We start from the raw sequence: 14,255 nt of genomic DNA, 5'->3' as shown, positions 1-14,255 counted from the left end.
AGATTGATGGCAAACACCTAAATGCCCGATGCCGCAAGCTTATCGCTCCTGCCGGGTTGTAAACCTTGTAGGCTAGATAAGGCGAAGCAGGTATCCGGCACAATGTTTGTCATTCATCTGTAGCCCATCACACGATGGGCTTTTTTCTCCGCCAACAAACTGATCCTTCGCGCTTTTTCTACATAAAAAGCTATAATGCACTAAATTGGTGCAAATTATTCAGGAGACTGCTGTATGGCAACAGGCACGCTGCCCGATGCTGGGCAGATCCTCAATTCGTTGATCAACAGCATCTTACTGGTCGATGACGAGCTGGCGATACATTACGCGAATCCCGCCGCGCAGCAGCTCCTCGCCCAGAGCTCCCGCAAGCTGTTTGGTACTCCGCTTCCTGAACTCCTGAGCTATTTTTCCTTAAATATTGCGCTGATGCGTGAGAGCTTAGAGGCGGGACAAGGCTTTACCGACAATGAGGTTACGTTGGTCATTGACGGGCGCTCTCACATCTTGTCGCTTACCGCGCAACGTTTACCGGACGGACAGATTCTGCTCGAAATGGCGCCGATGGATAATCAGCGCCGCCTGAGCCAGGAGCAGCTCCAGCACGCTCAGCAGGTCGCCGCGCGCGATCTGGTACGTGGACTTGCGCATGAGATAAAAAACCCGCTGGGTGGATTACGCGGCGCAGCACAGCTATTGAGTAAAGCCCTGCCCGACCCGGCGCTACTGGAATATACCAGGGTGATTATCGAGCAGGCGGACAGATTACGTAATCTGGTCGACAGGCTGTTAGGTCCACAAATGCCGGGAACGCATGTCACCGAAAGCATTCACAAGGTCGCCGAACGCGTGGTGGCGCTGGTTTCAATGGAGCTTCCGGAAAACGTCACGCTGGTGCGCGATTACGATCCCAGCCTGCCGGAATTGCCGCACGACCCGGAACAGATAGAACAGGTACTGTTAAACATTGTCCGCAATGCGTTGCAGGCGCTGGGGCCAGAGGGGGGAGAAATCGTGCTACGTACCCGCACTGCATTTCAACTCACCTTGCACGGCGAGCGCTATCGCCTGACGGCACGCATTGACGTCGAAGACAACGGGCCGGGTATTCCCCCACACTTACAGGATACGCTGTTTTACCCCATGGTCAGCGGCCGCGAAGGCGGTACCGGGCTGGGCTTATCCATCGCCCGCAATTTGATCGATCAGCATTCCGGCAAAATTGAATTTACCAGTTGGCCAGGTCATACCGAGTTCTCGGTTTACCTGCCGATTCGGAAATAGAGGTGCTTATGCAACGAGGGATAGTCTGGGTAGTCGATGACGATAGTTCCATCCGTTGGGTGCTTGAACGTGCTCTCGCCGGAGCGGGTCTGAATTGTACGACCTTTGAAAACGGTAATGAGGTGCTGAACGCGCTGGCGAGCAAAACGCCGGACGTTCTGCTGTCTGATATTCGTATGCCGGGAATGGACGGGCTGGCATTGCTAAAACAGATCAAGCAGCGTCATCCGATGCTACCAGTCATCATTATGACCGCCCATTCCGATCTGGATGCCGCCGTCAGCGCTTATCAGCAAGGGGCGTTTGATTATCTGCCAAAACCTTTTGATATCGATGAGGCGGTGGCGCTGGTTGAACGTGCTATCAGCCACTATCAGGAACAGCAGCAACCGCGCAATATTCAGATCAATGGCCCGACAACGGACATCATTGGCGAAGCGCCAGCCATGCAGGATGTGTTTCGTATTATCGGGCGCTTGTCGCGTTCCTCTATCAGCGTGCTGATTAACGGGGAATCCGGAACCGGTAAAGAGCTGGTTGCCCATGCCCTGCATCGCCACAGCCCGCGCGCCAAAGCGCCGTTTATCGCCCTGAACATGGCCGCGATCCCTAAGGATTTGATCGAATCCGAGCTGTTTGGGCATGAAAAAGGGGCGTTCACCGGCGCGAACACCATTCGTCAGGGACGTTTCGAACAGGCGGATGGCGGTACGCTGTTTCTCGATGAGATTGGCGATATGCCGCTGGATGTGCAGACCCGTTTACTGCGCGTATTAGCCGACGGCCAGTTTTATCGCGTGGGCGGCTATGCGCCGGTGAAAGTGGACGTACGAATCATCGCTGCGACTCACCAGAACCTGGAACTGCGTGTGCAGGAAGGCAAGTTTCGTGAAGATCTGTTCCATCGTCTGAATGTTATACGCGTACACTTGCCGCCGTTGCGCGAGCGGCGCGAGGATATTCCACGCCTGGCACGCCACTTCCTGCAAGTTGCCGCACGCGAACTGGGCGTTGAGGCCAAGTTGCTGCATCCGGAAACCGAAGCGGCTTTGACGCGTCTGGCCTGGCCGGGCAACGTTCGCCAACTGGAAAATACCTGTCGCTGGCTCACCGTGATGGCCGCCGGGCAAGAGGTCTTGATTCAGGATCTGCCTGGTGAATTGTTTGAAGCCACCGTGCCAGACAGCCCGTCGCATATGCAACCGGATAGCTGGGCGACGCTGCTGGCGCAGTGGGCGGATCGCGCACTGCGTTCCGGTCATCAGAATCTGCTGTCGGAAGCGCAGCCTGAAATGGAGCGCACATTGCTTACGACGGCCCTGCGCCATACGCAGGGCCATAAACAGGAAGCAGCACGCTTACTCGGCTGGGGACGTAATACCCTGACGCGTAAGTTAAAAGAGCTGGGAATGGAGTAATCTCACACGCTTGTGTAAAGATTACTTATTGGGCGCAAATTGCCGTTATTCTGTACTTTACTGTTCCGATGAGTTCAGTATGATCGTGCCCGGCAAACGGGGGAGTTATCATGCTGGAATCTATCATTAATCTATTATCAAGCGGTGCAGTTGATAGCCACACGCCACAGACAGCGGTCGCCGCGGTGCTGTGCGCAGCGCTGGTTGGACTGTTCAGCTAGCCGTTTTGTCGGGTGGCGCTTCGCTTACCCGACCTACGTTTTGAGTTTTGTAGGCCCGGTAAGCGAAGCGCCACCGGGCAATCTGGCTATATGACGCGCGAAAACTGCTGCATCCGTGCTTTCTGGCGCAGATAAGCGTCAAAGCACATGCAGATGTTTCGAATCAGCAAACGGCCTTTCGGCGTGACCTGAATGCCCTTCGCTGTCACATCCACCAGCCCGTCCTTCGCCAGCGGTGCTAACAATTTCAGATCTTCTGCAAAATACTCTTCGAACATCAAATCCCACTGCTGTTCAACCGCGGCATAGTCGAGGCGGAAGTTGCAGATCAGCGACTTGATCACGTCGCGACGGATACAATCATCACGGGTCAGCGCGATACCGCGCCATAAGGCATTACCCTGCTCATCCACCTGCTGGTAGTAGTGTTTCAGCTCTTTCTGGTTCTGCGCGTAGCAGTCGCCAATCATGCTGATGGCGGAAACCCCCATCCCCAGAAGATCGGTATCGCCCTGAGTGGTGTATCCCTGGAAATTACGGTGGAGAACGCCTTCACGCTGGGCAACCGCCAGTTCATCATCCGGGCGCGCAAAGTGATCCATGCCGATAAACTGATAGCCGGTCTGCGTCAACGTTGAGATGGTTTCCTGCAAAATATCCAGCTTCTGTTGCGCGCTGGGCAGATCGGCATCCTTAATTTTGCGCTGGGCAGCGAACAGCGTCGGCAAATGCGCGTAGTTAAAGACGCTCAGACGATCGGGACTAAGTTCTGCTACCCGCTTCAGGGTAAACGCGAAACTTTCTGGCGTCTGCTTTGGCAAGCCGTAGATCAGATCGATATTGGTCGAGGTAAAACCGATGTCGCGAGCATGATTCAGCAGTGCAAAGATAAACGCTTCGTCCTGCTCTCGGTTAACCAGTCGCTGGACCTCTTTGTTGAAGTCCTGTACGCCCATGCTCAGGCGGTTAAACCCTTCCGCCCGTAAGTGATCGAGTACGTCCAGTTCAATTTCGCGGGGATCGACTTCGATCGAAATTTCCGCATCCGCATTGAAGTGGAAGTGACTACGCAGCAGCGTCATCAGGCGGCTGATTTGTGCCTTATTCAGGTAAGTTGGCGTACCGCCGCCCCAGTGCAACTGACTGACATGGCGTCCGGCAAACAGCGGCGCACGGTGAAAAATTTCTTGTTCCAGCGCATCCAGATACTGATCGGCCTTGTGCTGTTGGCGGGTCACAATCTTATTGCAGCCGCAGAAATAGCAGAGTTTATGGCAAAACGGGATGTGGACGTAAAGCGAGAGCGGGCGCTCAGGATAACGTGCAACCGCCTGCAGAAACGCGGGTTCGCCAAACGCATCGGAAAACTCCAGCGCGGTCGGGTACGAGGTATAGCGCGGCCCGGAATAGTTATATTTCTGGATCAGGGCCAGATCCCAGTCTATTTGTTGGTCAGACATGCTCACTCCTTCCGATGGCGTCTCTGGCGGGTACGTCGGGCCGGACCCACTCCGTTGCGAGTGATAAGCCGGCTGCGCAGCCACTTCTGTCGCCGCGACAACCGCTGTAGTTTAACGAATAACCACACCAGATAACATATAACCGGAAGGGTTATAAGGAGTACGGGCAGGCCCACGGTGTAAACCGTTAGTTTCCACCCCGCAGCAGGCGCATCATATCTTCCTGCTTCTCGTCTTCTTCATCGTCTTCATCATCGTCGTAGGAGAGACCCAGCTTCTGCATCAGTTCATCGATGCGATCCAGTTTGGCATCAACCCAGGACTGGTCTTCCGCGCTCAGGGTTTCGCCTGCTTCCAGACGTTCTAACAGCGCATCCAGGCGCTCATCCGTTTCCAGTAAATCCAACTCAGCCTGCGGTGAAAGCATAGGTTTCTCACTCTTCGGTTTGTGCTGTTTGGTGACCTTTTCGGTCACGCCCAATGGAATGGGGGTTTTACTGCCAATACGCGGATCTTTCTGTTTGTTCTGGTTTTTGCTGCCAGACGCCGCGTCACCACCGGTCGCACGGCTACCCGCCGCGTGTCCACGGTGTTTTTTCTGACGCTTACGGTCACGAGCTTCCTGATTCAGCTCTTCGCGGGTTTTACGGCGCGCCTTTGCAGGACCTTTGCCGCGTGGTGTAGAAGTGGGTTTCATAGTGATTCGTCTTTGGCTGTTTTATTCAGTATATAATTGCGCCGGAATCTAGCAGAAATAAAGAAAAAAGGCGACAGATTGCTCTGTCGCCTTTTCACCTTACTCACGACCCTGAACGGGTCCTACATTCCTTGTCGGCTCTCAACACACCCTGTTTTTCCTTCAGCCTGGAACGCTCCGTGTCTTTTCCATTTCCGTATACTAACGTCTCCGGACGCTTGTCATCCTGACAATCCTGTGTCTTCGCCTCCTGGCGCTCCTGACCCTCTTCCTGAGTCGTCTTCCTCTCAGCACTCCTCGCTATGGGGAGTACTGTACTCTTTTAGAGCAAAGTAACAAGCGGCCAGGCGCACAGATCCCTCATTTTCAGAATATTACAAAATATTAATATGCTGATTTATTTAGCTTATTTAATTAATTAGCCTGCAATCACTCTGAAATTTCGCATAAGGACGATCGGCAATGTCTCACAAAATGCAGGGTTAATGCTTACAGAAGGCCATGTCGAAAAATCCGTCTTTTGCTGCTGTTCAGGTATAATCGCGGCAAAGCTTTGACTGACGGAGACGACCGCTTTGATTAACCTGAATTATCAACAGACGCACTTTGTGATGAGCGCGCCTGATATTCGCCATTTACCTTCCGATACCGGAATTGAAGTGGCTTTCGCTGGCCGTTCCAACGCAGGCAAATCCAGTGCGCTGAATACCCTGACTAACCAGAAGAGCCTCGCCCGTACCTCAAAAACCCCTGGCCGTACTCAGCTTATTAACCTGTTTGAAGTGGTTGACGGTAAACGTCTTGTTGACCTGCCGGGCTATGGCTATGCAGAAGTGCCGGAAGAGATGAAGCGCAAATGGCAACGCGCGCTGGGCGAATATCTGGAAAAACGGCAGAGTCTGCAAGGACTGGTTGTATTAATGGACATTCGCCACCCGCTGAAAGATCTCGACCAACAGATGATTCAATGGGCTGTGGAAAGCAACATTCAGGTGCTGGTACTGCTGACCAAAGCAGACAAACTGGCGAGCGGCGCGCGCAAAGCGCAGTTGAATATGGTGCGTGAAGCGGTACTGGCCTTTAACGGTGACGTGCAGGTTGAGGCGTTTTCATCACTGAAAAAACAGGGCGTGGACAAATTACGCCAGAAACTGGACAGCTGGTTTAGCGAGCTGGCACCTGTAGAAGAGGTGCAGAACGGGAAGTAACTTTTGCGACGCAGTGAATCTTCAGGCACTTACATCAGTAAGTGCCTGAGGTGTGCGAGGAAGCCGACGCACCTGCAGCGTGAAGTACGCAGAGTACAATAAAAAACGCCCCAGTCAGAAACTGACTGGGGCGGCTAAAATATTCAGCCAAATCCGATTACGTGAAGTAAAAGGTCTGAAAGATAGAACATCTTACCTCTGTACCCTACGCGAATAACTTTACTCTTTTTTGAGCAGCTCAGAAAGCACTTTTTGTAATTTTTTTTCACTCTTTACATAAGAAATTCCAATGCCCATCACAAAACGCGCTTTCAAATGTTGCTCAATTACGAAAAAAACGCGTTATTCCGTGAACAGTTAGTGCGCCTGATCCCAGTTTTCACCGCTTCCCACTTCCACCAGCAACGGCACATCAATTTGAGTACAGTTCTCCATCAACTGGTGGATCTTTTTCGCTACGGCATCCAGGTCCTCTTTGTGCACTTCAAACACCAGTTCATCGTGTACCTGCATAATCATTCGGACACGCGGTTTTTCCGTTTCTAACCAGGCATCGACAGCAATCATCGCACGTTTGATGATATCAGCAGCGGTTCCCTGCATTGGGGCGTTGATCGCCGCGCGCTCGGCGCCGGCACGTCGCGCGCCATTGCTGGATTTGATATCCGGCAAATAGAGACGGCGACCTTCCAGCGTTTCAACATAGCCCTGCTCTTTCGCCTGAGCGCGGGTACGTTCCATATATTCCAGAACCCCCGGATAGCGTTCGAAATAGAGGTCCATGTATTTCTGCGCTTCCTTACGTGGAATGTTCAGTTGACGTGCCAGACCGAATGCGCTCATACCATAGATAAGACCAAAGTTAATCGCTTTCGCACTGCGACGCTGTTCGTTTGTCACCGTCTCCAGCGGCAAGCCAAACACTTCCGCAGCGGTTGCGCGGTGAATGTCTTTGCCTTCTGCAAACGCCTTCAACAGCCCTTTGTCATGTGACAAGTGCGCCATAATGCGCAACTCAATCTGAGAATAGTCCGCAGAAACAATCACGTAATCCTTAGGCGGGATAAATGCCTGACGGATACGACGTCCTTCCTCGTTACGCACCGGAATGTTTTGCAGGTTTGGGTCGGTTGATGACAGGCGACCTGTTGCAGTCACGGCCTGATGATACGAGGTGTGCACTCTCCCGGTTTTCGGGTTTATCATCAACGGCAGCTTGTCGGTGTAGGTTGATTTCAACTTCGCCAGGCCACGATACTCAAGAATCACTTTCGGTAGTGGATAGTCCAGCGCCAGTTCTTCGAGCACCTCTTCTGACGTTGAGGGCGCCCCGCCTGGGGTTTTCTTCAGCGGTTTAATGCCCTGTTTTTCGAACAGGATAGTCTGCAACTGTTTGGTTGAAGAGAGATTAAACACCTCTCCGGCAATGTCATGGGCTTTCTGTTCCAGTTCCGCCAGACGCAGGGTTATCTCTTCAGAATGTTTGTGCAACACCGCTGGGTCGATTTTCACACCGTTACGTTCCACGCGCGATAACACCGGCACCAACGGCATCTCGATGTTTTCAAAGACATTCAGTGGCCCTTTGTGTTGCTGCAGTTCTGGCCACATTTTCAGGTGCAGTTGCAACGTGACATCTGCATCTTCCGCCGCATATCGCCCGGCCTCCTCCAGCGCGATCTGATTAAAGGTCAGTTGATTCTTACCTTTACCCGCAATCTCTTCGAACGTGATTGTTTTATGCTTCAACCAACGTTCGGACAGGCTGTCCATATCATGACGCCCGACAACACTGTTCAGGATGTATGATTCGAGCATGGTATCAAAAGCGATGCCGCGCAATTCGATGCCATAGTTCGCCAGAATACCGCGATCGTACTTCAGGTTTTGCCCAACCTTCCGTGCCTTTTCATCCTCCAGCAGGGGCTTGAGCATTTCCAGCGCGCGATCGCGCGAGATCTGATCCGGCGCGTCCAGATAGTCATGCGCTACCGGAATATATGCCGCGACGCCCGGCTCGGTGGCAAAGGAAAGTCCAACCAGATTGGCCGAAACGTTGTCCAGGCTGTCAGTCTCGGTATCGAAAGCAAACACCGGCGCTTTTTTCAGCTTCGCAATCCACGCTTCCAGCATTGCTTCATCAAGAATGGTCACGTAATTCTCGTAAGAAAGCACGGCAGCGGGGGCTTCTGCTGTTTTTTCGACAACCATCGTCTCTTGCGGCTTAGCGGCCGGTTTTGTCCCTTTAGCCTGGAGCCATTTACCGCTTTCAACATCCGCAGTCCAGCGCTTGAACTCATACTTTTTGAATAAACTGACCAGTTCGTCGGCGATCGGCTGCTGTACTTCAAGCTGCTCACAGGTCAACTCCAGCTCAACGTCCGTTTTGATCGTCGCCAGTTGGTAAGAGAGATAAGCAACGTCTTTATTTTGCTCAAGTTTTGCTGCCATGGTTTTCGCGCCACGAAACGTCAACCCGGCAATTTTATCGGACTCAGCGTAAAGGGTATCCAGTCCCCCCAGCCCCTGTAGCAACGCCTGAGCGGTCTTTTCCCCGACGCCCGGTACACCCGGAATGTTATCGGAGGAATCGCCCATCAGCGCCAGGAAATCGATGATCAGCTCCGGCGGCACACCGTATTTTGTCACCACTTCATCCGGGCCAAGAATAGTATTGGTCATGGTGTTGATGAGCGTAATATTTGGCGTCACCAACTGGGCCATATCTTTATCACCCGTACTGATCAGCACCGGACGCCCTGCTTTTTCCGCTTCACGGGCCAGTGTACCGATCACGTCGTCGGCTTCCACGCCGGATACAGCCAGAAGCGGCAACCCCATCGCTTTTACCATCGCATGCAGCGGCTCGATCTGCGCACGCAAATCATCCGGCATCGGCGGGCGATGTGATTTGTAATGCTCGAACAGTTCGTCACGGAAGGTTTTACCCTTGGCATCAAAGACCACGGCGGCATGCGTTGGTTGATACTGCAGGATCAGGCTGCGCAGCATGTTAAGGACACCGTACATCGCACCTGTCGGTTCGCCTGCGCTGTTGGTTAGCGGCGGGAACGCGTGGTATGCGCGATAGAGATACGAGGAACCATCTACAAGGATAAGTGGGTTTTCTGGGATCTGAACCATAATGTCCGTGCCTGTTTATCAGATTATGGGTAAAGGATGCCACAGACAGGATGAAAACATGAGTTTTTCACCGCATTTGTCGTAAATCTTTTGCAGATCTTCTGGATCGCTCGCAAAGCGAGCTGTGGATAACTTTGTGTATAATTAATTTACATCGATTTAATTTCAAATAAATGCTTTTCTTTTCATCATTTTTATCATTTATTTTCAATATGTTATGATTTTTATAACGTAAACCTTTTATGTTTTCATTGAATTACGCAGTGTGGATAGATATAGCGAATTTTTCGCTGACAGGAAGAACCGTTATTTGGGCCATTTTCTGATAAAATCAGCCCCCTTGCGCGGCTTTAGCGTACTGTTTATGGCTAATCCTTTGAATAATTTAATCCTGACGAGATTGCTCGCTGCGATCACCCTGTTGCTGAGCATCGTATTGACTATTTTGGTCACAATTCTTTGCTCTGTACCGATCATTCTTGCTGGACTGGTAAAACTCCTGCTGCCGATTCCTTACATCTGGCGCAGGGTTTCCCTGTTTTGCAATTTCATGATGTATTGCTGGTGCGAAGGGCTCGCGCTTCTTTTACACCTCAACCCCTGGCTGAAATGGGATGTGGAAGGTATGGAAGGGTTGAGCAAGAAAAACTGGTACTTGCTGGTATGTAATCATCACAGTTGGGCCGATATCGTGGTGCTATGCGTGCTCTTTCGTAAACACATTCCCATGAATAAGTACTTCCTGAAGCAGCAGCTAGCCTGGGTACCTTTTATCGGTCTCGCCTGCTGGGCGCTGGATATGCCGTTTATGAAGCGTTACTCGCGCGCTTATCTCCTGCGCCATCCGGAACGTCGGGGTAAAGACGTTGAGACCACCCGCCGCTCCTGCGAAAAGTTTCGTATCCATCCCACCACGATCGTGAATTTTGTCGAAGGCTCTCGCTTTACTGAAGAAAAACACCAGCAGACTCGCTCACCGTTTAAGTATCTTTTACCACCGAAAGCCGCAGGCATCGCGATGGCATTGAACGTCCTGGGTTCGCAGTTCGACAAACTGCTTAACGTTACGCTGTGTTATCCGGAAAATGACAGAACGCCATTTTTCGATATGCTTAGCGGGAAGCTGACGCGGATTGTCGTTCGCGTGGATATGCAGCCTGTTACCGAAGATCTACATGGCGACTACGTTAACGACAAAGGATTTAAGCGTCGCTTCCAGCTTTGGTTGAATACACTCTGGAGCGAAAAAGATCTTCAAATAGAAGAGATTAAAGCGACAAACAAAAACGCCGGTCAGTGACCGGCGTTTCTTTTATTTCTTACCAACCAGGTATTTCACCGTATCGGCATACTGCTGAACAAAGATATCCATGCTACTGGTATCCATGCCCTGCGGGTTCACCTGATATTTGCCGTTAACAAACATTGCCGGAACGCCCTGCAATTGCAGGTCAGAAGCTGCTTTTTCCTGCTGTGCAACCAGCGATTTCACCACAAAGCTATTCCACGCCGCATCGTAATCTTCGCCTTTGATACCGGCATCAACGAAGACTTTACGGATATCTGCAACGCTCTGTACTGTCTGCGTTTTCTGCACCGCTTCAAACATTGGCACGGTCACTTTATCTTCTACGCCCAACGCCATCGCCACGGCCCACGCCTGCGTCAGTTCCTTGCCTAACGGACCCAGGAATTCAACGTGGTATTTGGTCATTTTGACGCCTTCCGGAAGTTTTTTCTTCACGTTATCAGAAACATGAAGCACTTCTTCAAACTGATAGCAGTGCGGACAATAGAAAGAGAAGAACTCCAACACCTGTGGTTCACCGGCAACAGGCTTCTCCAGCGTGGTGTACTGTTTGCCATTCTCGAATTGCGCTGCCGATGCGCTAAAAGCTAAAACCATACCAGCCAGCGCCAGCCAAATCTTTTTCATGATTACGTCTCCGATTAATACATAGGTGTTAATTGTAATGGGGGTTCTTGCAGAACTTTCGCCTGTTCGATAAATGTTGCGGTCTGTCGTTGCCAGTAATCTTCTCCGGTCAACCAGGGGAAGTTCTTTGGAAACGCAGGATCGTTCCAACGACGCATCAGCCAGGCAAGATAATAAACCAAACGCATAGCTCGTAAAGGTTCAATCAATCCGATTTCTATTATATTGAACTTACTAACTTCTTCATAAGCTTCAATAATCGTTTCCAGCTGCATGCGTTGCTCAGCCTTGTCACCATTAAGAAGCATCCACAGATCCTGAATGGCCGGGCCATTACGTGAATCATCTAAATCCACAAATAATGGTCCGTCACGCCAGAGAATATTGCCAGCATGACAGTCACCATGCAGACGTAGCAGGTCAAAGTTCGAATGCCACCGCTCGGTGACTGCCGCAATCAGGGCATCCGTCGCCTTCAGGAAAGCCGCCTTTTGCCCTGATGGGATAAGCTCGGCTGTCTCGAAGAGTTTACGCGGCTCAACAAGATATTCATCCAGCCCCATAGCAGGTCGATAAACAAAGGAATGCTTACGACCTATCTGATGCAGACGCCCGAGATAACGACCAACCGCTTCCATTTGATCAATATTGTCCGCTTCGAACTGACGTCCTCCTACGCTTGGAAAAATCGCGTAATGGAAACCCTGATGGGACAATAGCGTCTGGCCATTAAACGCCAGCGGAGCGGCAACCGGGACGTCGTCTTCAAGCAGTTCAATAGCAAATTGATGCTCTTCCAGGATCTGATCCACAGACCAACGCTCGGGACGATAAAATTTGACGACAAAGCGTTGCCGATCTTCGTCCTGAAACTGGTAGACGCGGTTTTCGTAGCTGTTAAGCGGGGTAAGACCCGAATCCACCCGGATCCCCTGCTCAAACAGCGCATCCATGATGGTATCCGGGTGTAATGTCTGGAAAGTAAAAGCGTTGTCGTTCATCCCGTCATCCGGAAAAATACGTCGAATGATTCAGGATATCATTTCATAGCGATTTCGGTGGCTCCGCTTACAAGCTTTTACTCTTTAATGACGCCACGAGCGCGCAGCAGTGCCGTTTTGAAATCTTCTTCGTAGTCTTTCTGGATCCCCGGAATAACCGCATCTTTTGCCGAGTCGCGCATTTTCAGGTGATAGATCAGAATATCGTCGGTTAAATCGGCCAGGTCGCCGTCAAAACCTGACTCTTTTGCCAGTTTCTGCAAAAATTGCATCAAATTAAGATCCGGCTCTTTTTGCCAGGCTGGCTGCAGGAGTTCAATAACTTCATTCAGGCGTTTACATTTCATGGTCGTGCTCCTTACTCTTGATACAGACACGTTAGCAGGGTCAATCCCACATTAAAAGAGGCGATATCAGTGAATCAGGGTAGTGCAGTTACTGGGGTTGTACTGGCTGGCGGAAAGGCCAGGCGAATGGGCGGTATTGATAAAGGTTTGCTTGAGCTAAAAGGAAAACCATTGTGGAAACATGTCGCTGATGCGCTTTCATCGCAACTGGATAAGGTGATTGTGAACGCCAACCGTCACCAGGAAATTTATCAGTCAGGCGGCCTGAAGGTCGTTTCAGATGTGATGGCAGATTTTCCCGGCCCGCTGGCAGGTATGCTCTCTGTGTTCCAACAGGAAAGTGGCGACTGGTTCCTGTTTTGTCCCTGCGATACGCCTTTTATTCCACATATCCTTGCTGAAAGGTTAACTGCCCGGCGTAATCAGGCTCCGGTAGTCTGGGTACACGATGGTGAGCGGGATCATCCCACCATTGCGTTAGTTAATCGCTCGGTTCAATCCTTTTTACTGGACTATCTACAGTCCGGTGAGCGTCGGGTAATGGTTTTTATGCGTCAGGCCGGTGGACATGCCGTTGATTTTAGCGACTGCAAGGACGCGTTCGTGAATGTGAATACGCCTGAGGAGCTTGCTAAATGGCAGAAGAAATGATGATTCCGTTACTGGCTATCGCGGCGTGGAGCGGAACAGGGAAAACGACATTGCTCAAGAAACTGATCCCCGCCCTTTGCGCGGCGGGGATCCGCCCGGGACTCATCAAGCACACACATCATAATATGGATGTGGATAAACCGGGTAAGGACAGCTATGAATTACGAAAAGCTGGGGCTGCACAAACGCTGGTCGCCAGTCAGCAACGTTGGGCGCTGATGACTGAAACGCCGGAGGAACCCGAGCTGGATTTAGCCTATCTGCTCAGCAGGATGGATGCGTCTACGCTCGATATGGTGTTCGTTGAGGGGTTTAAGCATGAAGCCGTTGCGAAGATTTTACTTTTTCGTCAGGGATGTGGGCACAGCGTGAAGGAATTAACCATTGATGAGCATGTCATTGCGGTTGCCAGTGATATACCGCTTCCTGTCGCAGTTCCTGTCCTGGATCTTAATGATATACCGCAGATTTCAGCATTCATTCTGCGTTGGCTACAGAAACAGTAAGGCGGAGAAGATTCGTTTTGCGCGGTTTGAATGACCATTCACATAACGCAAAAAGGCCCGGTCTTTCGACCGGGCCCTTCGCTTTATTTGATGCCTGGCAGTTTATGGCGGGCGTCCTGCCCGCCACCCTCCGGGCCGTTGCTGCGCAACGTTCAAATCCGCTCCCGGCGGATTTGTCCTCCTCTCAGAGAGTCGCTCACCGGCTGACAACAGATAAAACAAAAGGCCCGGTCTTTCGACCGCGCCTTTTGTTTTATTTGATGCCTGGCAGTTCCCTACTCTCGCATGGGGAGACCCCACACTACCATCGGCGCTACGGCGTTTCACTTCTGAGTTCGGCATGGGGTCAGGTGGGACCACCGCGCTACGGCCGCCAGGCAAA

14 protein-coding genes and 1 rRNA gene are annotated in these 14,255 nt (G+C 51.5%); 7 read left to right on the top strand and 8 right to left on the bottom strand.

Annotation, left to right across the window (positions count from 1 at the left end):
* Positions 1–234: 234 nt before the first annotated feature.
* The 3 genes from glnL (at position 235) to WB371_RS16490 (ending at position 2,923) form a co-directional block, all read left to right on the top strand.
* On the top strand, positions 235–1,284 hold the full coding sequence (gene glnL / locus WB371_RS16500; protein ID WP_336221121.1) for a nitrogen regulation protein NR(II): 1,050 nt from the start codon (positions 235–237) through the stop codon (positions 1,282–1,284).
* An 8-nt stretch (positions 1,285–1,292) separates the two neighbouring features.
* Positions 1,293–2,702 (top strand): nitrogen regulation protein NR(I), encoded by a 1,410-nt coding sequence (gene glnG / locus WB371_RS16495; protein WP_336221120.1) that lies wholly within the window; start codon positions 1,293–1,295, stop codon positions 2,700–2,702.
* A gap of 110 nt (positions 2,703–2,812) precedes the next feature.
* Entirely contained in the window at positions 2,813–2,923 is a 111-nt protein-coding gene (locus tag WB371_RS16490) for a YshB family small membrane protein (RefSeq protein ID WP_090050632.1), read from the top strand.
* Between the two features lie 86 nt (positions 2,924–3,009).
* Here WB371_RS16490 and hemN read toward each other — a convergent pair whose 3' ends face one another.
* The 3 genes from hemN to WB371_RS23870 form a co-directional block, all read right to left on the bottom strand.
* Entirely contained in the window at positions 3,010–4,383 is a 1,374-nt protein-coding gene (hemN, locus tag WB371_RS16485; RefSeq protein WP_336221119.1) for an oxygen-independent coproporphyrinogen III oxidase, read from the bottom strand.
* A 187-nt stretch (positions 4,384–4,570) separates the two neighbouring features.
* Positions 4,571–5,080, bottom strand: a complete 510-nt coding sequence (gene yihI, locus WB371_RS16480) for a Der GTPase-activating protein YihI (protein WP_336221118.1) — start codon at positions 5,078–5,080, stop codon at positions 4,571–4,573.
* Between the two features lie 103 nt (positions 5,081–5,183).
* Positions 5,184–5,384, bottom strand: a complete 201-nt coding sequence (locus WB371_RS23870; RefSeq protein WP_420704059.1) for a hypothetical protein — start codon at positions 5,382–5,384, stop codon at positions 5,184–5,186.
* A 271-nt stretch (positions 5,385–5,655) separates the two neighbouring features.
* Between WB371_RS23870 and yihA the strand changes: the two genes are divergently transcribed.
* A complete protein-coding gene (gene yihA / locus WB371_RS16475; protein ID WP_336221117.1) occupies positions 5,656–6,288 on the top strand; it encodes a ribosome biogenesis GTP-binding protein YihA/YsxC in 633 nt (210 codons plus the stop codon).
* A 357-nt stretch (positions 6,289–6,645) separates the two neighbouring features.
* Here yihA and polA read toward each other — a convergent pair whose 3' ends face one another.
* Complete coding sequence (polA, locus tag WB371_RS16470; protein WP_336221116.1) at positions 6,646–9,432, bottom strand: DNA polymerase I; 2,787 nt, start codon at positions 9,430–9,432, stop codon at positions 6,646–6,648.
* Positions 9,433–9,796: 364 nt separating this feature from the next.
* On the opposite strand from polA, the gene WB371_RS16465 reads away from it, so the two are divergent.
* The gene (locus WB371_RS16465; RefSeq protein ID WP_336221115.1) at positions 9,797–10,732 is read left to right on the top strand and encodes an acyltransferase; all 936 of its coding nucleotides are present in this window, start codon (positions 9,797–9,799) and stop codon (positions 10,730–10,732) included.
* 12 nt (positions 10,733–10,744) lie between these two features.
* Here the strand turns inward: WB371_RS16465 and dsbA are convergent, their stop codons facing one another.
* The 3 genes from dsbA to WB371_RS16450 form a co-directional block, all read right to left on the bottom strand.
* Entirely contained in the window at positions 10,745–11,368 is a 624-nt protein-coding gene (gene dsbA, locus WB371_RS16460; RefSeq protein WP_336221114.1) for a thiol:disulfide interchange protein DsbA, read from the bottom strand.
* A gap of 14 nt (positions 11,369–11,382) precedes the next feature.
* Entirely contained in the window at positions 11,383–12,369 is a 987-nt protein-coding gene (locus WB371_RS16455; protein ID WP_336221113.1) for a serine/threonine protein kinase, read from the bottom strand.
* Positions 12,370–12,446: 77 nt separating this feature from the next.
* On the bottom strand, positions 12,447–12,716 hold the full coding sequence (locus tag WB371_RS16450) for a YihD family protein (RefSeq protein ID WP_336221112.1): 270 nt from the start codon (positions 12,714–12,716) through the stop codon (positions 12,447–12,449).
* 69 nt (positions 12,717–12,785) lie between these two features.
* Here WB371_RS16450 and mobA point away from each other — a divergent pair, with 69 nt between their 5' ends.
* Positions 12,786–13,367, top strand: coding sequence for a molybdenum cofactor guanylyltransferase MobA (mobA, locus tag WB371_RS16445; protein WP_336221111.1), 582 nt, complete (start codon positions 12,786–12,788; stop codon positions 13,365–13,367).
* A complete protein-coding gene (gene mobB / locus WB371_RS16440; protein WP_336221234.1) occupies positions 13,367–13,873 on the top strand; it encodes a molybdopterin-guanine dinucleotide biosynthesis protein MobB in 507 nt (168 codons plus the stop codon). Before mobA ends, mobB begins: the two co-directional genes overlap by 1 nt.
* 262 nt (positions 13,874–14,135) lie before the next feature.
* On the opposite strand, the gene rrf is transcribed toward mobB, so the two are convergent.
* Positions 14,136–14,251 (bottom strand): 5S ribosomal RNA (rrf, locus tag WB371_RS16435).
* Positions 14,252–14,255: the final 4 nt, after the last annotated feature.

The organism is Citrobacter amalonaticus (assembly GCF_037053465.1).
Taxonomy (GTDB): domain Bacteria; phylum Pseudomonadota; class Gammaproteobacteria; order Enterobacterales; family Enterobacteriaceae; genus Citrobacter_A; species Citrobacter_A amalonaticus_H.
The sequence above is the reverse complement of the archived record's forward strand: the minus strand, read 5'-3'. Positions and strand labels throughout refer to the sequence as shown.

Coding starts and splice junctions, on each gene's coding strand:
- glnL (WP_336221121.1), top strand. CDS start 235: ATGGCAACAGGCACGCTGCCCGATGCTGGGCAGATCCTCAATTCGTTG.
- glnG (WP_336221120.1), top strand. CDS start 1,293: ATGCAACGAGGGATAGTCTGGGTAGTCGATGACGATAGTTCCATCCGT.
- WB371_RS16490 (WP_090050632.1), top strand. CDS start 2,813: ATGCTGGAATCTATCATTAATCTATTATCAAGCGGTGCAGTTGATAGC.
- hemN (WP_336221119.1), bottom strand. CDS start 4,383: ATGTCTGACCAACAAATAGACTGGGATCTGGCCCTGATCCAGAAATAT.
- yihI (WP_336221118.1), bottom strand. CDS start 5,080: ATGAAACCCACTTCTACACCACGCGGCAAAGGTCCTGCAAAGGCGCGC.
- polA (WP_336221116.1), bottom strand. CDS start 9,432: ATGGTTCAGATCCCAGAAAACCCACTTATCCTTGTAGATGGTTCCTCG.
- WB371_RS16465 (WP_336221115.1), top strand. CDS start 9,797: ATGGCTAATCCTTTGAATAATTTAATCCTGACGAGATTGCTCGCTGCG.
- dsbA (WP_336221114.1), bottom strand. CDS start 11,368: ATGAAAAAGATTTGGCTGGCGCTGGCTGGTATGGTTTTAGCTTTTAGC.
- WB371_RS16455 (WP_336221113.1), bottom strand. CDS start 12,369: ATGAACGACAACGCTTTTACTTTCCAGACATTACACCCGGATACCATC.
- WB371_RS16450 (WP_336221112.1), bottom strand. CDS start 12,716: ATGAAATGTAAACGCCTGAATGAAGTTATTGAACTCCTGCAGCCAGCC.
- mobB (WP_336221234.1), top strand. CDS start 13,367: ATGATTCCGTTACTGGCTATCGCGGCGTGGAGCGGAACAGGGAAAACG.